Raw genomic sequence first — 24,436 nt, 5'->3', positions numbered from 1 at the left:
CCCTGGGGTGTCTCGTGGGTGGGTGGGGGGGGGGGGGTGCCCCCCCCCCCCCCCGGGGGGGGGGGGGGGGGGGGGGGCGCCCCCCCCCCCCCCCCCCCCCCCCCCCCCCCTCTACATGCATTAATAGGGAGAAAATCTAAGCGTTGCATCTCTTAGTGGGCTATTGCAGGGAAGACAAGAAGTGGTGAGCGTTCCGTGAGAAAAAGCGCATTCACATTCACTAGTAAGTGCCCAAAAACGATAGAGTGGAATCAGATAACACTCGATACGAAGCGGATGAGACATGACTCAACCACCTGAAAACCACCAGCAGTCCGGCGGGCAGTTCAACGCCCAGCCCGGCCAGCAGGCATTCCACGCCCCCGGTGAGCCCCTCCCGCAGGACCTCTCCGCCGGCTGGCTCCCCGAAGACGAGCGCCAGAAGCCGGTCAGCCCCCTGCCCCAGCCGAAGCTCTTCGCCTACCAGTCAATGCTGCCGCCGAAGGTGCTACACGCGCTGCGTCACCCCTCCGAAATTCCGTGGCTGGTCGCCGCCTACGCGGTCACCGCGGTCGGCTACATTGTGCTGTTCATGGCGCTGGCTGACCTGTTTAGCTCGATGATGCGTTACATCTTCAGCTCAACCGGTGAAGGCTCGGTTCGAGTACCTTCTTCCGATAGCACCACGGCAAGCATGGAAGACCTGATTTTCCAGACGGTTGGTCTGCTCCTCCTGGGCCCGATTGTCATCTTCATTGTTCGTGCGATCTACTACGCGCAGCAGCGTGTGCGCGGTGTGCGCATCACCCCGACCCAGTTCCCTGAGGCGTACCAGATGCTCGCCGAAGCAGCGGAGGCGGCAGGCCTGCGCCGCGTGCCGGATGCGTACGTCGTTCTTGGTAACGGCACCATGAACGCTTTCGCGGCAGGTCACGGCTTCCGCCGCTACATCTGCCTGTACTCTGACCTGTTCGAGATCGGTGGTAAGTCCCGTGACCCGCAGGGGCTACGCTTCATCATTGGCCACGAGGTGGGTCACATCGCCGCAGGTCACGTCGGTTATTTCCGTCTGATTTTCACCACGCTGTTCAACCAGATTCCGATGCTGTCGAGTGCGCTGTCCCGCTCGCAGGAGTACACCGCAGACAACTTCGGCTACCGGTTCTGCCCCGAGGGCGCTGAGGGTGCTGTCAAGGTACTTGCGGCAGGTAAGTACCTGAACAAGCAGGTCAACTTCGATGAGCTTGCCGACCGTGCCGTGACCGACCGCGGCCTTGCCGTCTGGTACGTGAACCTCATGGCAAGCCACCCCATCCTCACCTGGCGTGCGCACGCGCTGCGTGACCGCACCCAGCCCGGCCGCCTGTTCTGGCGCCCGACTGAGAACCCGGTCAAGGACTCCGCACCGCGCGTTCCTGTCCTGATTCCGGCGGCGGAGCCGGTGTACATGTGGCCCGACCCGATTCAGTCCACCGAGTTCATGCGTGAACACCAGGACGTTTGGGCAGACCACACCCTGGAAACCGTGGACGTGTACTCCAAGCCCGAGAATGCCCCCGAGTTCGACGCAAACTCTACGCTGTTCGCTGGCTGGCTCACCGAGCAGGCTCGTGCCTTCCACGGCCAGCGTTGGGATGCGTACGCTGCTGCCGGTGGCGTGCCGGCGCCGGGTGCTCCCGGTGGTCCGCAGGTGCCCGCGCCGGGTCAGCCTGCCTACGGTCAGCAGCCCGGCTTTGGTCAGCCCGCCGCAACCCAGAATGGTGCAACCCAGAACGCTGCAGGCCAGCCCGCACCTAAGCAGCCCTCTAATGGCCAGCCTGCTCCCGAGCAGTACGGTTACGGCCAGTACGGTAGTGACTCCTCTGAGGGTGACTCGTACAGTTACGGTTTCGACGGCGATAAGAAGTAGCCAGTAGCCGCCCGGATGCGCTCTAAGCGCCTCATCTGAGCCGCATAGCTCAATAACCTTCACGAACCCGTCGGGGTGCCTAGGCGCTCCGGCGGGTTCGGTTGTTAACCGCCTCCTCACAAGCTCGTAGCTGGTTGCTACAGTCGTTCGGGTTGCCTGGCATGAGCCGCCCGTAACCTTCAACCACCCCGCCCTGCAGCTGAGATGCACCCGGCCCCCCAGCACCTTCACACAGGTGCAGGTCTAGAATGGACAGCATGCTTTCATCACTTCGCTCTATCAAGCTCGACCCGCTGCTGACCATGCTCATTAGCGCGGTCATCCTCGCAATTATTGTGCCGGCGCGCGGCGACTTTGCCGAATGGTTCAGCACCGGAACGAAGTTCGCGGTCGCCCTGCTGTTCTACCTGTACGGCGCTCGCCTCTCCACCGCGGAGGCTATTCGCGGCCTGACCCACTGGCGTCTGCACCTGATGATTCTCAGCTGCACGTTCGTGCTGTTCCCGCTGGTCGGTTTGGCGCTTTCACCACTGCGTTTTGTGCTCGGTGATGGGCTGTACATGGGCATCCTGTTCTTGACCTTTGTGCCCTCGACCGTGCAGGCATCGATTGCGTTCACCTCGATTGCGGGCGGTAATGTGGCGGCAGCGATTGTGAGCGCCTCGCTCTCTTCGATTGTGGGTGTGGTGGCGACCCCGCTGCTCGCCATGCTACTGATGAACACGGGCCATATTGAGTTCTCTGGAACGGTCTTTCTGGACATCGCCATTCAGTTGTTCCTGCCGTTCGTACTCGGTCAGTTGACGCGCCGCTGGGTGGGGGAGTTCGCTAAGAAGCCGACGACCAAGTGGCTGGATAAGTTCTCGGTCATGATGATCGTGTATTCGGCGTTTTCCGCTTCGGTGGTGCAGGGCGTGTGGACGCGCGTGGCGTGGTGGCAGATCGTGCTGCTGGTCGTGCTCATGGCGATTATTGTGGTGTTCATGCTGTGGCTGACCGACCAGCTGGCTAAGCGTCTGGGCTTTAACCGTGCCGACCGTATTACGATTCAGTTCTGCGGTTCGAAGAAGTCGCTGGCCGCTGGCCTGCCGATGGCAATCATTATTTTTGGTGCGGGGTCGCTGGGTCTGATGATGCTGCCGATCATGATTTTCCATCAGGTTCAGTTGATGATTTGTACCTGGCTTGCGGGTCGCTATGCGCGCTTAGATGTGGTGGGTGCCGCCTCCGCGAAGGAAGTTCAGTAGGGGCTTGAACCCTATCTGTCAGGGGGGTGCTTGTCGGGTGCTATTGGGGGCCTCTGAGCCTGTGAGATAAGCCTCTGATGAGGGGTTTTAATGGCTTTTTTGAGTCTGGATGACCTGTCTATGAAGTGATATAGCGCGTATCCATCGAAAAACTCTCTGACTAGTGCATATGTGTGCAAAATATGGTATTTATGCTGGTCAGTTGGTTTCCTGCGGTTTATATACACTCGATTGCATCAAAGTGACCAGCGAGACAATCAGCGCTATCGGGTGTTGAGTGGCGAAAAGCTCCAATTTTGTCCCAGAATGTTTCGTCGTGGGTTAAACAGATTTGCATCCTGTTTGCAAGGAGTTATGACTCACATGGGAACGGTTGAGATTCACTCCCTCACACCGCCCACGAACATTAATGCAGCGGATTTACTCCCCGCCCCTCGGCGTTTAACCCGCCCACAAAACAGCCGAAAAACCGTAGAAAAACGGGGCAGGGGAGCAGGCATCACAGCACCCGGTCGTCGCCTCCACACGCCCAATGCGCTACCCTTGAGCAGGAGCAGGCCTACTGATACGCAGACCCAAAACATACCAACGCACCTGCGAAGACAAACTCAGCTTCTGTGCCCTACTCACTCAACACCGTATTCACCGCATACAGCCGTATTCACTCAATTCACTCACCTTGCCGCCCTTAGCACCGAACGCGGTACCCATCGAAAGGATTGAGCCCCTCATGCCCGCAGCGTAATGAAAGGCGTGTGCCCTGCACCCGCTAAGCTAGAAGGCATGAAGATTGCCACCTGGAACATCAACTCAATCCGCGCCCGTGAGAACCGCGTCGAAGACTGGCTCGATGAACACGACGTTGACGTGCTCGCCCTGCAAGAAACCAAAACCAAGGACGAAACCTTTCCCTTCGACCTCTTCGAATTTATGGGTTACGAGGTTGCGCACTTCGGCCTGAATCAGTGGAATGGCGTGGCAATCGCCTCCCGAGTTGGCCTCGAAGACGTGCAGCGCGGTTTCGATAACCAGCCGCACTTCGGTAAGCCCGGCGAGCCTGAGGTGCTGGAGGCGCGCGCTATCGGTGCGACCTGCGGCGGCGTGCGCGTCTGGAGCCTCTACGTACCCAATGGCCGCGCCCTGACCGACCCGCACATGGACTACAAGCTCTGCTGGATGGAGGCGCTGCGCCAGAACGTACACAACGAACTGGCGGCTAACCCGCAGTCGCAGCTCGCCCTGGTCGGTGACTGGAACGTCGCCCCCGAAGATACCGACGTGTGGGATATCGACTACTTCCTGCGCAACGAAATGACCCACGTTTCCGAACCTGAACGCCGCGCTTTTGCCGCCCTACTCGAAGAGGGCATGGTGGACGTAGTACGCCCGTACACTCCGGGCGAGTACACCTACTGGGACTACCAGGCGGGCCGCTTCACCAAGGATGAGGGTATGCGCATTGACTTCCAGCTGTTCTCACCCGCGCTTGCCGCACGCGTGGAACGTGCCTGGATCGATAAGGTGGAACGCGCCGGTGAAGGCGCAAGCGACCACACGCCGGTCGTGGTTGAGATTGCCGACTAAACGGAGCGTATAACTTGCCGTAAAAACCGCGTGTAGCAAGGAGGCGAGGGGAGGGGTCCCTCGCCTCCTTGCTGCATCTGCTGGTGCTTTTGCCCTGGGTTTCTGCCAATATTTTAAAGTTTTCTGTATGGCTTAGTTGAAAAGTTCGCCTATACGAACTATTGTTAAATTCCGCCCGGGACGACAGGCAAAAGCGCACCATGATGCCTGCGCAGACACACCGTGTCCCTATCGTCCCGGCGCGGCAAATCCTACACATCAACCACATACTCAAACCCGTGACTTCCAATGAAGGATGCCTCATGAACGCTCTCATCCCCGCAGGCAGCAACACGCGCCGCCTCATCCAGGCGCTATGCGCCGCCCTCGCACTTACCCTGCTACTCGTACTCACCGGTTGCGGTAGCACTGCCAGCACCACCGAAGGCGCTAAGAGCAGCAACAGTAAGAAGACTGTGCTCACCACCTTCACCGTGCTCGCAGACATCGCTCGCAACGTGGCAGGCGACGACCTGAACGTCGAATCCCTCACCAAGCCCGGCGCAGAGATTCACGAGTACGAGCCCACCCCCTCCGACTTGCAGAAGGCGCACGCCGCCGACCTGGTGCTCGACAACGGCCTGAACCTTGAATCCTGGTTCGCGAAGTTCGTTGAAGAATCGAAAGCTAAGCACGTGACCGTCTCTGAGGGAGTCACGCCCATCTCCATTACCGAGGACGCCTACGCGGGCAAGCCCAACCCCCATGCTTGGATGAGCCCCAGCAACGTGCAAAAGTACGTGGACGTGATGATTCGCGAATTTAGCGCCCTCGACCCGGGCCACGCCGCCGACTACAAGTCCCGCGGTGAATCCTACAAGAAGCAGCTGCAGGGCGTGCGTGACGAGCTCGTCAAGGAAATCTCCACCCTGCCCGAGAACCAGCGCGCACTGGTCACCTGCGAAGGCGCCTTCTCCTACCTGGCGGCAGACGCTGGCCTGAAGGAAAAGTACATTTGGGCGGTCAACTCCGAACAGCAGGCGACCCCCTCGCAGATTTCCTCCGCGATCGACTACGTGCGCCAGAACCAGGTGCCCGCCGTGTTCTGTGAATCCACCGTCTCTGACAACCCGATGCGCCAGGTCGCAGACGCCACCGGCGCACGATTCGGCGGCGTGCTCTACGTGGACTCGCTCTCCGAGGCGAACGGCCCCGTGCCCACCTACCTGGACATGATTCGCTACGACGCACGCACCATCGTTGCGGGCCTCAAGGGCAACTCCTAAACCAGGCATAAACCCGGGCTAAACCAGGGTCAAACCCCGCATCGAAACCCCGGATAACCCCCAAACCCCCGATAGGATAGGAGGGGCGGTTGTCTTCTTGGCTCCGCTCCTCCCACGCCGTTAACACCCGCTCACACAGCGCCCACTCACCAACACTCAAGCAAGTACACCCGCCTCACGCATACGGTGACCACCAGAAAGAACACAAGGAATGAGCACTCTTCTCAGCTGCGAAAATGTGCATGTGAACTACGGGCCAGTCCGCGCCCTCACCGGCGCATCCTTCATCCTGGACACCGGACGTATCTGCGGCCTGATCGGCATGAACGGCTCCGGCAAATCCACCCTCTTCAAAGCCATCATGGGGGTCGTGCCCGTGCACGCCGGCAGCATCACCCTTGACGGGCAGCCCGTCGGGGGTAACCGTGGCAGCCGCGGCAAGAACGCGCACCACCACCGCGCCGGACTCGTCAGCTACGTGCCGCAGAGCGAAGAAATCGACTGGACCTTCCCCATTTCCGTGCGTGAGGTCGTCAGCATGGGACGCTACCGCAACCTCGGCATCACCCGCCGCCTGCGTGCTGCAGACCGTGCCGCGGTGGATGAAGCGCTCGCCCGCGTGGAACTGACCGACCTTGCCGACCGTCAGATTGGCGCGCTTTCGGGCGGTCAGCGTAAGCGCGCCTTCGTGGCACGGGCTATCGCCCAGGGCGCTCAGCTGTTGCTGCTGGATGAGCCCTTCGCCGGAGTGGACAAGCGCAGCGAGGCGATGCTTATTCAGGTCATCAAACAGCTGCGTGACGTGGGAGCGACCGTGCTGGTTTCCACGCACGACTTGGCGAGCCTGCGCCAGTTCGCCGACGAGGCGCTACTGCTGCGCGGCGAGATTCTGATGCACGACACCCCTGAGAAGGTGCTCGCCCCCGAGAACCTGGTGCGTGCCTTCGGCATGGAAGTGGACGCCGGCGCGTCGGTCGCTACCGGTGCCTCCGGCGCTGCTACCTCCGGTACTACTACGATTAGCTCTGCGGAAGGGAAGAACTAAATGGACATCCTCAACTTTCTGGTGGAGCCGCTGACCCTGCCCTTCATGCTCCGCGCATTTGTGGTCACCGTCATTGCCGCCGCCGTCTGCGCCCTGCTTTCCTGCTGGCTCGTGCTGCTCGGCTGGTCGCTCATGGGCGACGCAATCTCGCATGCGGTGCTGCCCGGCGTGGTGCTCGCCTACATTTTCGGCGCGCCCTTCGCGGTGGGTGCGGTCATTGCCGCGCTCGTGGCGGTGGCGCTCATCGGTGGGGTGCGGCGCAGCGGCCGCGTGCGTGAGGATGCCGCGATCGGCATCGTATTCACGACCATGTTCGCGTTCGGTCTGGTGCTGATTTCGGTTACGCCGTCGAATACCGACCTGAACCATATTCTCTTCGGTAACGTGCTGGGTGTGTCCTGGTCGGACGTCTTGCAGGTCGCTATCCTCGCGGTGGTGGTTGCCGCCGTGCTGCTGGTCAAGCGCCGCGACTTCGTGCTGTACGCCTTCGACCCGGGCTTTGCGCAGGCGGTGGGGTTGCGTCCGCGTCTGCTCGGCGCGCTACTGCTCATTATGCTGGCGCTGACTTCCGTGGTGGCGCTGCAGATTGTGGGTGTGGTGCTGGTCGTGGCGATGCTCGTCATCCCCGGCTCCACCGCGCGCCTGATAACCGACCGGTTCGTGCCGATGCTCGCGGTGAGCGTGGGAGTCTCCCTGGTGGGCACGCTGACCGGCCTGTACGCCAGCTACTACGCGGATGTATCCCCCGGTGGTGCCGTGGTCGTCACGCAGGGCATACTGTTCGCCCTGGCGTACGTGTTCGCCCCGCGCTACGGTCTGCTGGGCAGGATGCGCGCCCGCCGACTCAGCACTGCTGCAACGAAAACTGAGCCGGTAGCTTCCTAAGAAAGCTCACCCTGTGAAAGCTCCTTCTAGGAAAGCCCACTGAGTACACTCACCACATACAGTAATAGGCGGAAAGTCCCACCGTGGGGCTTTCCGCCTATTGCTATCTTCTGAAGGTTAGGGGCACGTACCTGCCCGGATTTTCGGGCTAGAAGTCTGCCTCTACCGCCCTATATCTAGCGCACCGTGCGGGACACGAACAGGGAGGCGGTAGCCTCGGCACCCAACGGAATAATGGTGCCGCCGGGCTTCACCGCACCGGCCGCGTCCGTCTCGTGCAGGTTGCCGGAACCGGCACCGACCACGCTCACGTTTACCGCCTCCGAGAAGGGCGCACCCTCCTCAATGTGCAGTCGCACTCCGGGCACAAAACCGTAGCCCTGCAGGTAACGCAGCAGGCGCGGGTCGTCATCGTTAATGCGTTCGAGCACGACTGTTTCGCCGGGTTCGCACTGGCTCAGCGGCACGGTCTGTGGAAAACTAATATGCCCCGAAGAATCCGGGATCGGGTCGCCGTGCGGGTCGCGAGTCGGGTGCCCCAGCAGGGTGTCGATGCGGTCCACCATGAAGTCGGATACCGCGTGCTCCAGAACCTCCGCCTCGTCGTGCACACGGTCCCAGGTGTAGCCGAGGGTCTCCACGAGGAACGTCTCAATGAGGCGGTGGCGGCGAATCATCGCCAGCGCGTAGGAGCGGCCGGTTTCAGTGAGCTCAATAGCGCCGTACGGCTGATGCTGGATCAGGTGGGCGGCGGCGAGGCGCTTGAGGCCGTCAGATACCGAAGAAATGCGCAGACCCATGCGTTCTGCCAGGGCGGATGCGGTGGCAGGGGTTTTGGTCCATTCTTCGAGGCTCCAGATTTCCTTGAGGTAGTTCTGGGTGCTGACGGAAAGTTCTGAAAGAGGCATACAGATAAGTTTACCTTTTCTCTGGTTTTACCTGCCGAGTTGCCGAACATTCAGCGCAGGCTTAAAGAGTGTCCCGCCCGGATAGTTCACCCCTGGCAGGGGGTGACCATCACGGGCGGAATCGGGTGTTCGGTTCCGCGCTGGCAGGTACGAAAGGCTGGCAGGCGCGAAAGAATGAGGGATGCGCGGTGGGGGTTAGGTGGCGCGGCGGCGCGAACGGTCAATACGGGTCAGCAGCTCGATGAGCGCACCGCGTGCCGCCTGCTCCTCGTGCCAGAGGGCGCGGACGAGGGTGCGGCTGACTGCCTGGGTGGTGATGCCGAGTGCGGTTGCGGCGGCCTTCTGTTGGCCGCGTACGCCGGGTACGAGTAGGTTGACTACGCGCCATTCGGCGTCGGTGCGGTCGGCGCATACGCGGTAGAGTAGGCGTGCGGAGCCTGCGGCGAGGTCGGCGAGGTGGCGGTTGTCGGCGCTGACGCTGATGCAGCGTACGGGTGCGCCTCCTTGTGCTTCTTCGACGGCGAGGCGTGAGAATTCGAGGGCGTCGCCAGTGCAGTCGGTGGTGCTGACGGTGCCGAGTGCGCCTGCGAATCGGGGGATGTTGAGCTCGCCGATTCCGATACCGACCCAGAAACCGTTATCGCGTGCGGCAATGAGCGCCGCGTGGAGTGCGTCGCTGGCGCGGTCGAAGGCGCCCTGAATTTCGTCAGGGTATGTCTGGGCGAAGGCAACATGCGGGTTGAGCTTTGCGAGTTCGTCCGACAGTGCAGTGAGTGAGTGCTGTGCGGAACGTTGGATAAAGGTTAGAACGAACACCCTCCTATTATGCCGTAAAACCTTCAACAAGTGGCGTAAGGTTCGCCGTAATACCGGCAACATTTAAACCCCTAAAAATGCGTATTGATAAGGGGAATTATCGTGATAATGCACTGTGTGTAGAAATCCTTGAAAGGACGTAGAGCACCCCCGAAAGGAAAATAATTTTCATGCAAGTGCATGCTGAATTATTCGCTTTCGGGGGCGTTGAGTGGAGTTGATAGACAGGACTACCGCGGTACTACTGTGCGTTCGTTACCTGCGAGATATGCGGCAGCTGACGCAGTGGCTTCTGGAATACCATCACCACCAGCGACAGGAAAATGAACACCGCGTAGAACAGCGCCGTGTATGTAATACCCCAATCAACAATGAGGAACCCTGCCAGCAGAACAGCCAGCGGGGTCAGCGCCATGTTCGGGATGCCCTGCACCGAGTGTACGCGACCAATCATGTGCTCCGGGGTGGATGCGTTAATGTACGCAATGATGCTTGAATTGAAGGAGGGTAGCACAATACCCGCCAGCACAATCAGCAGGCACACCGCCCACAGCATCGAATAAACCACCGGCAGCAACAGGTAGCAGGTCGACATGATGGCCAGAGAGGTGATACCGAGCGGGCCGAGCGCAAACTTCTCGGTCAGCGGGCCGACCAGGAACGAACCGATCAGCACGCCCACGCCGAAGGCGCTCGCAAAGATACCGATGAAGAGCGGGTGTGCGCCCTCCAGTGTGTAGTAGTAGATGAAGGTGAGCGGAATGCCGACCGTTCCAAAATTCGCGAGTGTTGAAACGAACGCAATGGACACAAGTACCTTGTTTTTCAGGATGTACTCGAAACCGGCTTTTGAGTCCTGCCAGAAGCTGGTTTTCTCGCCTCCCTCCTCTTCTGTGGGCTGCCGACTAGCACCGTAGCTCTTGGGTGCGACGATGAATGCCAGCAGGTTGACGACCGCGTGAATTGCGGTCATGAGCACGGTCGAGAAGCCGATAATGATGCCGGCGACCGGGCCACCCAGCAGGTTGGCGGTGGACTCGCGCGTCTCACCCATACCGGAGGCGTACCCCAGGTGTTCCTTGGGGACTACGCGGGTGATGATGGACTGTTCGCTCGGGTAGTCGAAGGTGGAAATGATGGCGGCGAGAGAAATCGTGATCACCAAAACGTAAATGTTGGTGACGTTGAAAATGAGGTAGAGAAGAATCGCTATCCAGGACAGTGACTGGCCGATACAGGACAGCGCTAGGCACTTTGAGGGACCGATTCTGTCGACCCATGTTCCAGATACTGCTCCGGCGCAGGTGGCGAGAACACCCGCGACGAAGAGGGTGATACTCGCAGCTTCGGGGGAGCCGGTCAGCGCCAAAATAATGATGGGCGTGGTGATATAGCTCATCGAGTCTGAGAGCTGGTTGGCTCCAATGGCGAAGAGAGTATTTCGAAAATCTCTATTCTTGAGTAGCTCGGTGTTGACACTCATGGGGGACCTCCACGATGGGGTTTATGGTGTCGCGCGGTGTGCAATCCGTTGTGCGTAGTTCGTTGGGCGCAATTGTATGAGTGAATACCCCGACAGCCGGCTGCGCCTGCCTGTATTCGCTTGTATTCGTCTGTTTTCGCCTGTACCAGCCGGCCATGACGGGTCTGCTGGTCATCACGGGGGTGGTTGAGGATGCACGGGGCGACTCATCGGGAGCCACCCCCCCCCGCACAAGAAGTGTGTTGCGCGATACTTTAGATTCTATAAGAGATGTGAATCATATGTATGAAGGCACGTCGAAAAACTTTCCTCATTTTGAGTATTGACATTAGGGTTATAGTGACTATAATTCATTCTTGGTGCTTCCACCCAACCGAACCCTGAATGAACCCGGCTGAACCCGATTCCGGGCACGCCAAAGACACCCGCAACGTAGCGGGCGGGGGAGTGTAGAAGAGCGCAGAGTAAAAGCCGCACTAGGGGTGCTACTCCACCAGGCCAGCGAAGCCCGACAGAGCCAGCACCTCCTCAACATCCTGCGGCACCGAACGCGCCACCCACGGCGAATGCACCAACACCGCCTGCCACTGACCGCGCGACACCGCCACATTCAAACGATTCGGCGACAGAACAAACCCGGCACCGCGCCCAGAATCAACCCGCGACGACGCCAACGACACCAACACCACCGCAGCCTCCTGACCCTGGAACTTATCCACCGTACCCACACGCACGCCAGCACCCGAAGAATCCGCCAAACCAGCAGCAATCAGCGCCTCACGCACACAATCAACCTGCGCGTTATACGCCGCCACCACAATGCAATCCTCCGCCGCCAACGGGCGCGGCTCAGCACCAGCCGCCGGAACCCACTCACGACCCAACAACTCGCGCACGTAATCCACCACCGCCTGCGCCTCCTGCACAGAACGCACCGAACAACCCGCATGCTCCACCGGATACGACACCACACCCGGCGCAACACCCTGCAAGACGCGACCAGCCGTAGCCGCCGCGCTCGCCAACGCGCCATCATACGAAAGCCACGAAACCCGCTCGCACAACGCCGAATCCATGCGCCACGACTCACCCAAGAAATAGCCAAAACGAGGATCCAGCGCCGCCGCCCCGTCAGACAACCAGCCCAACGCCGAAACGTCCACCGGGTATGGGTGTACACCCGTCGACACCTGCGGCAACTGCTGCGGATCGCCCAACAGCAGCACCGAACGCGCCGCACGAGCCGCCGCCACCGTATTCGTCAGAGAGAACTGGCCCGCCTCATCAACCACCAGAACATCCAGCGACCCGGCAGGCACGCGACGCTCACTCACGTAATCCCACACCGTGCCGCCAAACAGCAGGCCGCCCGCACCAGAAATCAGCTCCACCAGCTCAGAATCAGACACCTCAGACCACGGGGCGTCCGGAGTCACCGACTTGCCGCGCAGACGCACCGCACGCGAAACATCAAAACCATCACGGGCACAGCACGCCACCATGAGATTCTCAATCACCGCATGCGACTGAGCCACCACACCCACCTTCGCACCCTCAGCCACCAGACGCGCAATCACGTGCGAGGCGAGGAAAGTCTTACCCGCACCCGGAGGGCCCTGAACCGCCACATAGGAATGGTCGAGAGAGCGAACCGCCGCGTACACGGCATCCACCGTGGGCAGGTCAGAGCCGGAAAAATCAACCTCAAGGGGTAGATTTTCTGCATTTTTGGCGTTCGAGGCGCCCTTCTTCAGGCGCGGCGCTCGGCGGAACAGCAAATCCGCGGAGGCGCTCTCCACCCCCGTCAGCGAAGCCGCCGCATCGAGCACGCTCGGCAGGGCTCGGGGCGAGGAGGGAGCCTCGGACGGCTCAGAATCTTCATCGGATACGGGGAGGTCAGGCATCAGCGCGCCAGGCATGAGCACACCGCCGAAAAGCAGCCCGTGCACATCGGCCTGCAGAGCCGCCTCAATCGTCGCCGTAGACACCGGATCACCAGGACCAATACCCGAAGGCAGGGCACGGTGCGGCTCATCCTTCACGCGGATGCGCTCCTGCAGAAGCACCTCCAAGAAATCGCCAGCCGACTTGCCGGTCGACTTGCCGGACTCTGGGGTAGCCTCTTCGGGGTTCGCCGAATCCGCGGAACCGGCGCCGAAACCGCCCTGCGCCACCGCCAGCACACGCAAGCCAAAGAAACCCGTCGCCGACAACTCGGCGGGCACACGCTCACCCGGATTCGACACACGGAAATAATTCACCTGCGACTCCATGCGGTCCAGCGCAATCTGCGGGCTCAACCCCGCCTCGTACGCACAAAAAACCGCACGGTCAGAGGGCGCAATCACCAGGCTCGGGTCAGCCTCAATTCGCGCACGCAACAGGCGCACCTGCGCGCCGCGCACACGATACCAGCCGGGGGCGTCTTCAACCTCGGCGGGCTCCTTCATGGCGGCGGCAAGCGCCTCCAGGTCTGCGGGGATGTTCAGGAGAGCATGCGCATGCTCCACCGAAAGCACCTGCACCCGATCAAGGTACGCGTAATCGCGGCTCGCCACCCACGCCGTCGGGCCGTCCTCCAGGCGGCGAATGTGCTCACGCCAGAACGGGGCGCGTTCGCGGCGGTGATAATTCGTCATGGACAGCAGCATCGCCGCCTCAAGCTCACCGGCACCCCAGCCGTGCTCCGCCGCGTGCTCCTCCAGGGAGGCGAGCTGGGCATCCAGCAGGCACTGCAGGCGGTACTGTTCGCTGTCGTTCTCGACCGCTACGGGCACCTGGTACATGACCGGGTGATCCTCAGTTTCGGGGTCTTCGGCGGTATCTTCGGCAGTGTCTTCGGTGACGAGCTCCGGGGTGTCGGTCGCGAGGGCAAGAGATGCCGCCGCGTTCAGGCACGCCGGGCACTCGTCGCAGGTCAGAAAATAGGGGATGCGCTCGGCAAGTTCCGCCGGTTCTACACCCTCGTTCAGCGCCTCGGTGAGCAGCAGGAGGCGCTGCTCCTGCAGGCGAATCAGCGGCAGAATACGCGCCGAATCAACCCGTTGAGGTTGAGGAACGGGAGATTGGTGCTCAGCGTGCTCCGATTCGGACCCCGCGCCGTACTCATCTGCGCCGCGCTCCAGGTGAAGGTAGAGGCACCTCGCATTCTCGGTGCTCTCGGTTGCACTAGCGGTCAGCAGGTGCGCTGCCAGGGCACCGCGCAACAGTGCCCGATGCGCCGCCTCACCCAGGTGCGGGATGCAGACGATTCGGGCGGTATTGCTCTCGGCGGTGCTGTCCGCAACCGGGCGGTCGAGGCGGTCGAGCTCAACCGTGTAGGTCAGCCCCGCCGCGGAGGTCGCCACCAGGGGCACCGGGTGTGCTGTACCGCCCGCGTGCTCACTGCTAACTACTCCACTGCCGACTACTGCACTGCCGACCATTCCACCTTCGGCCAGCGCTCGCAGGCACTCGTGGTACGCTTCGCGGGCGCGCTCGGACTTCTCGGGGGTCGAGTGGGCAGATTGCTTCTGCGCACGCTCCCAAAGCTCTGTGTAGAGCCGCATCTCGCAGGCGGAGGTTGCGGTCAAATCAGCGAGGGTGAAGGTAAGGTCCATGGTGACTTTTCTGCTGGAGGAGAGAGAAACAAGGCGGGCGTGAAACCCTGCCGGGTGAGCGGGCGTGAAACCCGGTTGAGGAGTCTGTCGGCACCCCGTGCCCCTCACTCCGAGAGGTTGATTTTCGGGTTTCACGTGAAACATTACAGAAAATCAACCTGCTCGGGATGATTTTGGGGCTTTTGGGGTTATCCGGGCACACACGCTAGGAGGCTGTACCCGCCGCAGCCGCGGTAGAAACTGCCGCCGCGGGCGCCTCCGAAGTGGGTGCCGAAGCACTCGCCGCTACTGCAGAGGAAGCAGCCGAAGCACTCGGCGCGATCGAACGGTTCGCAATCGCCGCCGCCGCCGCGTCCACGCGTTCCTTCGCGGCGGGTAGCGCATCCGCACCACCCAGATCGTTCAAAATAATCGCGAAAATCAGGCGGGTGCCGTCGGGTCGGGTCGCCACACCGCACAGCGAAGACACCGTGTACAGGGTGCCGGTCTTCGCCTGCACAAAAGTGCGCGCGTGCACGGCGTTCACCGCACCAAAACGACCGGACAGGGTGCCACTCACACCCGCGACCGGGAACGTGCTCATCAGCTGCTCCGCATGCTCATCAGCATTCAGCAGAGCCACAACCTGCACGAGGGTTCGGGCGGTCACGCGGTCCGTCAAGGACATGCCGCACACGTCCGCCTGCACCAGGTTTTCAATGTTCACGCCGGCATCTACGAGTGCCTGGCGCACGGTCTGCTGTGCCGCCTCGCCGCTACCTTCCTTACCTGCGGCAATGGCGGCGCAACGGCCGAGCACCTCAGCGAGGGCGTTGTCGGATTCGAGCATCATGTGTTGTGCCTGCTCCAGCAGGGTTGCCGATTCAACTGCCGCGATTTCGACTGCTTCCGCGGGGGCGGTGCGGCGCTCCGCGAGGGTGAAGCTCATGCCGGATTCCTTGCCGGCGGTGTTGAGTGCATCCACGAACGCCTGCTGGGCGGCAACCGCCGCATCGTCCGGGCGTACCGGGTTGCTTGCGTTGGATTTGTCCGGCACCGTGTGTGATTCGAGCGCAATCGGGTGAATGGGCGTGATTTGGCCGGACGCTACGTCCGCGTCATCCCAGCCGGGGTTCACGCCGGGGCCGCTGAAGAAGGTGCCGTCAAGGTAGACGGGTAGCGTCGCGGTCGGCTTCTCGCCCTGAAGAAGCGCCTTCACGGTCAGCTCGGCGAGGGTGCTAAGGCCTGCGCGTCCGACAATATGCTTCGGGTCGGAAGCGCCCGCACCGAGCAGAGTATCGCCGCCTGCCATGAGGTACAGTCCGGCGGCGTTGCGGGTTACGCGGGTGCGCAGGCGCGCCTGCAGGTTTGCGTAGTGGTTGAGTGTGAACAGGGTCAGCACCTTAAAAGTGGAGGCGGGCGCGCGCGCGGTGTCGGCGTTGGCGGCGTACAGGTCGGCGGGTGCGGTGGGTGTCTTGATGCTGGGCAGGTTGCCGTCCATGCCGGTGACAAGCAGGCTGTACTGCGGGTAGGTGCCGTCTGCGAAGAGCGCGGTGAGGGCGGCACGTAGCTGTTCCTGTTCCGCTTCGGACAGTGCGGGTGCGAGGGTCGGGGTGGTGCTCGGGGTTGCGGAGGCGGTCGCCTCGGTGGTGGCGGTTGCGTTTGCGGAACCTGCGGGGCGTTTCTGTTCGGTTGCGGCGGATCCGCAGGCGGTGAGGAGGAACATGCCGCCGAGGGTGAGGGCGGCGCGGCGGGTGAGGGTGGTGGTCTGGGTGTTGTGCTTGTTGGAAGGCATCTTTTGAGCATAGCGGGCGGATGGGGTGCCTATCGAATTTATGCGCCGGTGCTGGGTTGCTCACGCCGCGCTCCTGCTGCCCCTGAACCCTATCTGGGCTACCCGGTACGGCGGCAGGGTGCGCTGGCGGGCGTACTGGCGGGCGTGGGACTAGGCTGAACTTTAACAGCGGTGTGAGCGGGGTAAATTACGCTGGTTTTGGCGCCGAATACGCGGTTTCGGTGTGCGTGAACGGGTTACAATGGGTGAGTTCAACACCTAACTTTCGCACCTTGCGCGCCGAAGTCGCCGCGAAAGTGACTCTAACTCACGAGAAAGAAGGTTCCGATGGAACTCGACGTCACTATTGAAATTCCCCGCGGCTCCCGCGTGAAGTACGAAGTGGACCACGAGACCGGCCGTCTGCGCCTGGACCGTGTACTGTTCACCTCCATGCAGTACCCCACCGCTTACGGCTACTTCGAGAACACCCTCGGTGAGGACGGCGACCCTCTGGACGCAATGCTGATCCTGGACGTTGACGTTGTTCCCGGCGTGCTGGTTGAGTCCCGACCGATTGCAGTGTTCAACATGACCGATGAGGCTGGCGGCGACGCTAAGGTTCTGTGCGTTCCCACCGACAAGCGCTACGACCACATCAAGTCCCTGGCTGATGTTCCCGAGCAGCTGAAGGCTGAGATTCAGCACTTCTTCGAGCGTTACAAGGACCTGGAGCCCGGCAAGTGGGTTAAGGGCGAGGGCTGGGAAGACCTGGCTGCTGCTGAGAAGATGGTCCAGGAAGCTATCGACCGTTTCGCAGCTGAGGGTCACTAAGCTGCCGCACCGTTAGGTGTACCCGGTTTTTGTAGGGGGCGTGTTTCCCGTGTCTGGTTCGTGCGAGTTTTCGTGCGTGCTGGAGGCGGTGGGCACGCCTCCTTTTTGTTGTGCTCCTTGACATGTGTTCGGAGGTTCCGGGAAGGACACATGTAACCGAATTATTCTTCGGAAAACAGCCTCAGAGCACCTAATGGGAGTGCTAATATAGGCATATTACGAAGAATACTTCGTGTAACCTGAGGTTCTGCAGCGGTGAGGAGGAAACCCCTATGGCATTCGATGCAACAGGGTTCGCGCAAGAATTTGGTGCGCAGGTTCGTGCCGTCCGCAAGTACGAAAAAATCACCCAAATGGAGTTAGCGTGGATGGTCGGGCTCAGCGATAAAACAATCCGCGATATTGAGCGTGGGCTGCCCGGCCCGTCAATTGGCGCGGTCCTCAAGGTCGCCCAAGAGCTTGGCATCGAGTTGGCCATCACCAACCCCCTCACCTAACCCCTCCCGCACACTGCGATAGAAAACAGAACCTGGAGAAAAGCCATGACAGATGAACTTATGGCAGATGTCTATAAAGATGGTGTTCTCGCCGCATATTTGAGGCGAGACGCCAACGGGATGATTCATTTCACCTACCGGGCAGATTATAAAGGCCCGGCAATTGCCACGAGCCTGCCTTTAGACGCGGAATATACCGCAGAATCAATTCCTCCTTTCTTTCAGAATCTTCTGCCCGAAGGCTATAGGCTCGACGTCGTTAGTTCCGAGAAAAAAATCAGCAAAAATAACACCCTGGGCTTATTGCTGGTGATTGGTTCTGACGTTCCTGGCGATGTGCAAATTATTGAGCACGGGCGGGAACTGTACACCGCTCCAGCTGCATTGGTGAACAACCCTGAGGTTGTTTCCTTTGCAGAACTTATAGGCACGGTTGACCGCCGTGGACTGCCTGGCGTTCAAGAAAAGCTGAGTGCCGTCATGAAAACCCTGCCTGTGCATTGGACGGGTGCTGGCTATGATGCGCTTCTGAAAATCAGCCCGCAACGTATGCCCGGGCTCGTAGAAAACGAAGCTGCCCACCTCACGGCGGCCGCACTCATGGGCATTCCTGTAGCTCAGCATGAGCTTGTCTATGATCGAGACGGCGTATCAGGTTTGATGGTCTCCCGTTTCGACCGAACACCCTCCGGGGGGCGCATCGCAATGGAGGATGGTGCACAGATTTTGGGTGTTCCTTCGGGTGAGAAATACACGGAAGATAACCCTGCTGTGACAACAGAAAGTGTCATTCAAGCAATGGTGAAAATCGCTGCTTCCCCGGCTATTGCCCGCAGGAATCTTTACATGCACTTTCTCTACGCTTGGCTGACTGGCAACGGTGACCTGCACGCAAAAAATATCTCGCTCCTCAAGGGACGCCGTGGATGGGAAGTAGCTCCTATCTACGACATCCCCTGTTCGCTCGTGCATATAAAATCTCTATCCATGGCGCTTAGCATCAACGGAAAAGATAATTCGAATCCCGGTGACGGTTCGCCGCCCGAAGATTGGAAGATTACTGTTGACGATTGGCTTGCTCTCGCAGAGACTATCGGTCTTCCATCTAAGGTGCAGAAAGACGCTCTAACTCGTGCTCTCAAAGCGGCTCGAGCAGTTCGCTGGCCCACAGACCGAGCCGCCCCGGGATATGTTTTCAACTCGAATGCCTCACCGTTTAAGGCCATGCAGAAAGAGTTGGAACGCCGCCAGGACGAGTTTGAAGAGTACCTTCATACGCGCTCCTAAGGCTCCTGACTTCTTGAGCCTCCGTTATTTCTAAATTCTCCTCGTGAAGTATCTATATACATAGATACTTCGCAATTTCTATAAAGGAACCACCATGCAGAATGGACGCGCAGGACGCCTGCACCCAGCCGTCGGCACTGCCCGCCGCCACCTCGCTGCCGCCCTCGAAAAGCTCCTCGGCGCCGGAAGCATCAAAGCCACCGGACGCTCCCGCACCGCCTCCACCACGGACGCCGCCGACCTGCCCCTGATCCTGGTCGCCTGCAGCGGCGGCCCCGACTCCCTCGCGTTGGCAGCCATTGCCGCGCACTTCGCTCGCCGCAGCGACGTGCGCGTAGGCGCCATCATCGTCGACCACGGCCTGCAAGAAGACTCGGCCGCTGTTGCCGCGCAGACCGCGCAGACCCTCACCGACCTGGGACTTCACCCCGTTATCACCGAAAAAGTGCAGGTTTCCGTCGGCAACATGGGCCCCGAAATGGCGGCACGTACCGCCCGCTACACCGCCTTCACGAAAGCCGTTGAAGCCACCGGCGCCCGCGCCGTACTGCTCGGCCACACCCTCGACGACCAGGCAGAAACCGTGCTACTCGGCCTGAGCCGCGGCTCCGGCACACGCTCCCTGGCGGGCATGCCGCCCGTGCGCGTCGAAGGGGGCGTCACCTACCTGCGCCCCTTCCTCGGCCTGCGCCGCACCGACATGCTCGACATCTGCGACGCTGAAACCCTCACCCCCTGGATCGACCCGACCAACACCGACGAAACCCTCATGCGTGCCCGCATCCGCCACAGCGTGCTGCCCTACCTGGAGGAGCACCTCGGCGGGGACGTTGCCCGCTCCCTGGCGCGCACCGCCTCCGTAGCTGGCCCCGATGCCGAATACCTCGACGAGCAGGCACAGGTAGCCTACGAGCAGGCGCTCCTATCCGCCGGAACCGCCGTGCGCGGCATCGAACGTGAGGACGCCGTGCTACTGGACCGTGCGCAGGTGGCGGCGTTACACCCGGCGCTTCGTCTGCGTGTGCTTGCGACCGCCTGCAAGATCGCCGGGGGAGAGAACCCGGGCTTCGAGCGACTGCAGGCGCTGGACTCTTTCACCGCCGAATACGCGGTAGCTGGGCCCGTTCAGATGCCCGGTCACGTGAGCGCATACCGTCGCCGCAAAATTGTGCATCCGGCAACCGGTGAACGCCTGGACGTGCTCGTATTAGTGCCAACTCGACCCTAACTAGGTGCTCAGTTGGGTGCCCTCAGCACACACTATCTGCGTGGTGAGGTGCGCCGCGGCGCCGTTTTAAGCCATACTTAAGGCGAACACCATCCACATTGTCCGCTGTGGGAAGGCATGAAACCCCGCACCCGGGGTCCCCGGCGGAGGCGCAGAGCGTCTAAAGATACGAAGGAATACATCGTGCAGGCTATCGACGTGCAGGACGATATTAAGAACGTTCTCTTCAGCAAGGAAGAGATCAACGCGAAGGTTGCCGAACTGGCGGCGCGCATCGACGAAGACTACGCCGGTAAGGACGTGCTGTTGGTGGGTGTTCTCAAGGGCGCCATCATGATCATGGCTGACCTTTCCCGCGCTCTCAAGGGTCACTACACTATGGACTGGATGGCTGTTTCTTCTTACGGTTCCGGCACCAAGTCCTCCGGCGTTGTGCGTATCCTCAAGGACCTGGACACCGACCTGGTGGGCCGCAACGTCCTGATTGTTGAAGACATCATTGATTCCGGCCTGACCCTGGCATGGCTGCAGCAGAACCTGATTTCTCGCGGCGCAGCTTCCGTTGAGATATGCACCCTGCTACGCAAGCCCAAGGTCGTCAAGGCTGACGTTGAGGTCAAGTACGTCGGCTGGGACATCGAGCCCGAGTTCGTTGTTGGATACGGCCTGGACTTCGCTGAGAAGTACCGCAACCTGGACTGCGTCGCAACCCTGCACCCGCACGTTTACTCCTAAGCTTTCACCTCAGCAACTATGCTGTAGGTGGTTACGCCCCGCCTCCTCACGCTTATGGGGGAGCGGGGCGTTGCTGTACCCGGCGAAGAAGATGCACTTTCACCCCCGCCGAGTGCTACAACCTTTAGCCCGCAGGTGAAATAGAGAAGCCCGGTACCTAGCCGCCCGCCGGGGTAGGGTACATTTAAGGTTGCACCGTTGGGTGTTCCGGCAGGCATGCCGCACCCCAACGGGTTACAGCCGCAACGTAAGGACAAAGCATTGGCGCAAAACCCCAATACTCCGCAGAAAGGCTCGGAGGGCTTCCTGAAGAAGCTGATTAACGGCCCCTGGTTCTGGCCGGGTGCAGCTCTCGTAATCATGCTGGCTTTCCTCATGGCCTCCTTCTTCACTCAGCCCTCGCGTCAGGTGGACACCAACGTGGGTCTTCAGTTGCTCAACGACCACCAGGTCAAGAGCGCAAAGATCTACGACGGCGACCAGCGCGTCGAGCTGCAGCTTAAGGACGACTACAAGAAGGGCAACGACAACTACGGTAAGTCGGTGCGCTTCTACTACGTGCAGCCTCGCGGCGACGAAGTTACTAAGGCAATGGAATCCGCCGAGCTGGAAAGCTACACGGACCAGCCGGTTGAGCACAGCTTCCTGGGCTCCCTGGTGTCCCTGCTCCTGCCGATTCTGCTCTTTGGTGTGCTCTTCTGGTTCCTGATGGGACGCATCGGAGGCGGCTCCTCCGTGATGAGCTTCTCCAAGTCCCGCGCGAAGAAGTTCACCAAGGACAAGCCGGAAGTCCGCTTCAGCGACGTCGCTGGCGTGGACGAGGCGCTCGCCGAGCTGGAAGAAGTCCGCGAGTTCCTGGCTGAACCCGAAAAGTTCACCCGCCTGGGTGCAAAGATTCCCAAGGGCGTTCTGCTGTACGGCCCTCCCGGCACCGGTAAGACCCTGCTCGCCAAGGCTGTGGCGGGCGAGGCTGGCGTGCCGTTCTACTCGATTTCTGGTTCTGACTTCGTTGAAATGTTCGTGGGTGTGGGTGCGTCCCGCGTGCGCGACCTGTTCAAGGAAGCGAAGAGCGACCCCGCCGCCATCGTCTTCGTCGACGAGATTGATGCTGTTGGCCGCCGCCGCGGCGTCGGCATGGGCGGCGGTAATGACGAGCGTGAGCAGACCCTGAACCAGCTGCTGGTTGAGATGGACGGCTTCGACGGCAACTCGAACGTCATCGTCATTGCGGCAACGAACCGACCCGACGTTCTGGACCCGGCGCTGCTGCGTCCCGGTCGTTTTGACCGCCAGATTGGTGTGGACGCCCCCGACATGCAGGGCCGCGAACACATCCTGCGCGTTCACGCCGCAGGCAAGCCGATCGCTAACACCGTTGATTTGGCACAGGTTGCTAAGCGCACCCCCGGCTTCACCGGTGCTGACCTGGCGAACGTCATGAATGAGGCGGCTCTGCTGACTGCCCGCGATAACGGCAATGTGATTGACGACCGTGCTATCGACGAGGCAATCGACCGCGTCATGGCTGGTCCGCAGCGTTCCTCGCGCATCATGAACGAGCACGAGCGTAAGGTCACCGCATACCACGAGGGTGGTCACGCCCTGGTCGCGGCGGCACTGCGTAACTCTGCGCCCGTCACCAAGATTACGATTCTTCCGCGCGGTCGCGCCCTGGGTTACACCATGGTCATGCCGCAGGATGACAAGTACTCCACGACCCGCCACGAACTGCTCGACCAGATGGCGTACGCGATGGGTGGCCGTGCGGCTGAGGAAATCGTCTTCCACGACCCGTCCACCGGTGCGTCTAACGACATTCAGAAAGCAACCGACACCGCCCGCAAGATGGTCACTGACTACGGTATGAGCGCCGCGATTGGTTCCGTGAAGCTCGGCGGCGAAGACACCGAACCGTTCCTCGGTGGCGGCGGCGCTTCGGCACGCAACTACTCCGATGCGACCGCGGCAAAGGTGGACGCTGAGATTCGTGCCCTGCTGGAGCAGGCACACGACGAGGCGTTCCAGATTCTGCTGGAAAACCGCGATATTCTCGACCGCCTGGCGTTCGCCCTGCTGGAGAAGGAAACCCTGCTCGAGAACGAGATTGCCGAAATCTTCAAGGATGTTCGCAAGCGCCCCGAGCGTGAGCACTGGTACTCCAAGCCGACCCGCGAGCGTACCGACATCCCGCCGGTGAAGGCACCGAGTGAGCTGGCTCAGGAGGCGCAGAAGGCTGAGGAAGCACCTGCCGCTACTGCTACGGAACCTACTGTTCCGGTAGCGCCTACGCAGCCGTTGCCGCCTCAGGCGCCCCTCACCGATCCGGACGCCGACCCGACCGTCGCAATGCCCACCCAGCAGTACCCGAACTACCCCGCCCCTCCGGTGCAGCGCCCGGAGAACGGCACCCCGAACCAGAATGGAGCAGAGAATGAGCGAGGCTAAGAATGCCGTCGACCAGCCGCGTATTGAGGCTGCCGTCCGCGAGATTCTGCTCGCGATTGGTGAGGACCCGGACCGTGACGGCCTGCAGCAGACCCCTGCACGTGTGGCGCGTGCTTACGCGGAGTTCTTCTCGGGCCTGTATCAGGATGCTGGCGATATTCTGGGTACGACCTTCGACATTGCCCACTCTGAGATGGTGCTGGTGAAGGACATTCCGTTCTACTCGACCTGTGAGCACCACCTGGTGCCGTTCCACGGTGTGGCGCATGTGGGTTACATTCCGGGCCCGGACGGTAAGGTGACCGGTCTGAGCAAGCTTGCTCGCGTGGTGGATCTGTACGCTCGCCGCCCGCAGGTGCAGGAGCGTCTGACCACGCAGGTGGTGGAGGCTCTGGAGGAGCACCTGAACCCGCGCGGTGCGATTGTGGTGATTGAGGCTGAGCACATGTGCATGTCGATGCGCGGTGTGCGTAAGCCGGGCGCGAAGACCGTGACCAGTGCGGTGCGCGGTGCGCTGATGAACGGTGCAACCCGTGCGGAGGCGATGAGCCTGATCTTCTCGCAGCGCTAAGCGCATGGAATGAGCGTATAGCTATACGACAGGGGGGGCAGGATTCTAAGGAATCCTGCCCCTGCGCTGTACCCCTGCGCTGTGTAGCCGCTTTTGTTGGGTTGTATGACGAGTGCCCTTGCGTGAAGAGCATTAGTGATTGTAAAGTTGTTACTACTAGAACCGGCACCACTCCTTCGGGAGTACAGGACCGGTCTTCTTTTTTAAGTGATTGACGCTCATTCCTCATTTGGGGGGCAGACACACTAAAAGGGGCGGAGGTGAAAACCTCCGCCCCTTTTCTCATCACCAAAGTGCTCTGAGAATGTGTTCTGAGCCGGTACCTTCCGCGGCCGTGGCGGCGCCGATCATACCGCGCCGCAGAAG

18 protein-coding genes are annotated in these 24,436 nt (G+C 61.0%); 13 read left to right on the top strand and 5 right to left on the bottom strand.

The window, feature by feature from the left end; genetic code table 11:
- Positions 1 to 283: 283 nt before the first annotated feature.
- The 6 genes from NML54_RS05860 (at position 284) to NML54_RS05835 (ending at position 7,914) form a co-directional block, all read left to right on the top strand.
- Complete coding sequence (locus NML54_RS05860) at positions 284 to 1,888, top strand: M48 family metallopeptidase (RefSeq protein WP_254756578.1); 1,605 nt, start codon at positions 284 to 286, stop codon at positions 1,886 to 1,888.
- 248 nt (positions 1,889 to 2,136) lie between these two features.
- Positions 2,137 to 3,135: a bile acid:sodium symporter family protein gene (locus NML54_RS05855; RefSeq protein WP_371326370.1), complete on the top strand. Its 999-nt coding sequence runs from the start codon at positions 2,137 to 2,139 to the stop codon at positions 3,133 to 3,135.
- Positions 3,136 to 3,918: 783 nt separating this feature from the next.
- Positions 3,919 to 4,719 carry an exodeoxyribonuclease III gene (locus tag NML54_RS05850; protein WP_254756576.1) on the top strand — a complete coding sequence of 267 codons (801 nt, stop codon included), beginning with the start codon at positions 3,919 to 3,921 and terminating at the stop codon, positions 4,717 to 4,719.
- A 302-nt stretch (positions 4,720 to 5,021) separates the two neighbouring features.
- Positions 5,022 to 5,984: a metal ABC transporter substrate-binding protein gene (locus NML54_RS05845; protein WP_254756574.1), complete on the top strand. Its 963-nt coding sequence runs from the start codon at positions 5,022 to 5,024 to the stop codon at positions 5,982 to 5,984.
- A gap of 211 nt (positions 5,985 to 6,195) precedes the next feature.
- Positions 6,196 to 7,029: a metal ABC transporter ATP-binding protein gene (locus NML54_RS05840; protein WP_254756572.1), complete on the top strand. Its 834-nt coding sequence runs from the start codon at positions 6,196 to 6,198 to the stop codon at positions 7,027 to 7,029.
- Complete coding sequence (locus tag NML54_RS05835) at positions 7,030 to 7,914, top strand: metal ABC transporter permease (RefSeq protein ID WP_254756570.1); 885 nt, start codon at positions 7,030 to 7,032, stop codon at positions 7,912 to 7,914.
- A 176-nt stretch (positions 7,915 to 8,090) separates the two neighbouring features.
- Here the strand turns inward: NML54_RS05835 and NML54_RS05830 are convergent, their stop codons facing one another.
- The 5 genes from NML54_RS05830 to dacB all read right to left on the bottom strand — a co-directional run bounded on the left by NML54_RS05830 (position 8,091) and on the right by dacB (position 16,494).
- The gene (locus tag NML54_RS05830; RefSeq protein WP_254756568.1) at positions 8,091 to 8,822 is read right to left on the bottom strand and encodes a metal-dependent transcriptional regulator; all 732 of its coding nucleotides are present in this window, start codon (positions 8,820 to 8,822) and stop codon (positions 8,091 to 8,093) included.
- Between the two features lie 195 nt (positions 8,823 to 9,017).
- Positions 9,018 to 9,638, bottom strand: a complete 621-nt coding sequence (locus tag NML54_RS05825) for a recombinase RecJ (RefSeq protein ID WP_254756566.1) — start codon at positions 9,636 to 9,638, stop codon at positions 9,018 to 9,020.
- Positions 9,639 to 9,879: 241 nt separating this feature from the next.
- A complete protein-coding gene (locus tag NML54_RS05820) occupies positions 9,880 to 11,121 on the bottom strand; it encodes an MFS transporter (RefSeq protein ID WP_254756564.1) in 1,242 nt (413 codons plus the stop codon).
- A gap of 485 nt (positions 11,122 to 11,606) precedes the next feature.
- Positions 11,607 to 14,720 carry a DEAD/DEAH box helicase gene (locus NML54_RS05815; RefSeq protein WP_254756562.1) on the bottom strand — a complete coding sequence of 1,038 codons (3,114 nt, stop codon included), beginning with the start codon at positions 14,718 to 14,720 and terminating at the stop codon, positions 11,607 to 11,609.
- 205 nt (positions 14,721 to 14,925) lie between these two features.
- The gene (gene dacB / locus NML54_RS05810) at positions 14,926 to 16,494 is read right to left on the bottom strand and encodes a D-alanyl-D-alanine carboxypeptidase/D-alanyl-D-alanine endopeptidase (RefSeq protein ID WP_254756560.1); all 1,569 of its coding nucleotides are present in this window, start codon (positions 16,492 to 16,494) and stop codon (positions 14,926 to 14,928) included.
- Positions 16,495 to 16,821: 327 nt separating this feature from the next.
- Here dacB and ppa point away from each other — a divergent pair, with 327 nt between their 5' ends.
- The 7 genes from ppa (at position 16,822) to folE (ending at position 24,070) form a co-directional block, all read left to right on the top strand.
- Positions 16,822 to 17,307 carry an inorganic diphosphatase gene (ppa, locus tag NML54_RS05805; RefSeq protein WP_012902761.1) on the top strand — a complete coding sequence of 162 codons (486 nt, stop codon included), beginning with the start codon at positions 16,822 to 16,824 and terminating at the stop codon, positions 17,305 to 17,307.
- Between the two features lie 272 nt (positions 17,308 to 17,579).
- The gene (locus tag NML54_RS05800; RefSeq protein WP_005504337.1) at positions 17,580 to 17,804 is read left to right on the top strand and encodes a helix-turn-helix domain-containing protein; all 225 of its coding nucleotides are present in this window, start codon (positions 17,580 to 17,582) and stop codon (positions 17,802 to 17,804) included.
- Positions 17,805 to 17,849: 45 nt separating this feature from the next.
- Positions 17,850 to 19,091, top strand: a complete 1,242-nt coding sequence (locus tag NML54_RS05795; protein WP_254756558.1) for a type II toxin-antitoxin system HipA family toxin — start codon at positions 17,850 to 17,852, stop codon at positions 19,089 to 19,091.
- A 94-nt stretch (positions 19,092 to 19,185) separates the two neighbouring features.
- Positions 19,186 to 20,319 (top strand): tRNA lysidine(34) synthetase TilS, encoded by a 1,134-nt coding sequence (gene tilS, locus NML54_RS05790; RefSeq protein WP_254756556.1) that lies wholly within the window; start codon positions 19,186 to 19,188, stop codon positions 20,317 to 20,319.
- A 183-nt stretch (positions 20,320 to 20,502) separates the two neighbouring features.
- Positions 20,503 to 21,054, top strand: a complete 552-nt coding sequence (gene hpt, locus NML54_RS05785; protein WP_005504342.1) for a hypoxanthine phosphoribosyltransferase — start codon at positions 20,503 to 20,505, stop codon at positions 21,052 to 21,054.
- 261 nt (positions 21,055 to 21,315) lie between these two features.
- Positions 21,316 to 23,499 carry an ATP-dependent zinc metalloprotease FtsH gene (gene ftsH, locus NML54_RS05780; RefSeq protein ID WP_254756554.1) on the top strand — a complete coding sequence of 728 codons (2,184 nt, stop codon included), beginning with the start codon at positions 21,316 to 21,318 and terminating at the stop codon, positions 23,497 to 23,499.
- The gene (gene folE / locus NML54_RS05775) at positions 23,486 to 24,070 is read left to right on the top strand and encodes a GTP cyclohydrolase I FolE (RefSeq protein ID WP_254756552.1); all 585 of its coding nucleotides are present in this window, start codon (positions 23,486 to 23,488) and stop codon (positions 24,068 to 24,070) included. Before ftsH ends, folE begins: the two co-directional genes overlap by 14 nt.
- Positions 24,071 to 24,436: the final 366 nt, after the last annotated feature.

It is taken from the genome of Rothia gullae (genome assembly GCF_024294905.1).
Taxonomy (GTDB): domain Bacteria; phylum Actinomycetota; class Actinomycetes; order Actinomycetales; family Micrococcaceae; genus Rothia.
The sequence above is the reverse complement of the archived record's forward strand: the minus strand, read 5'-3'. Positions and strand labels throughout refer to the sequence as shown.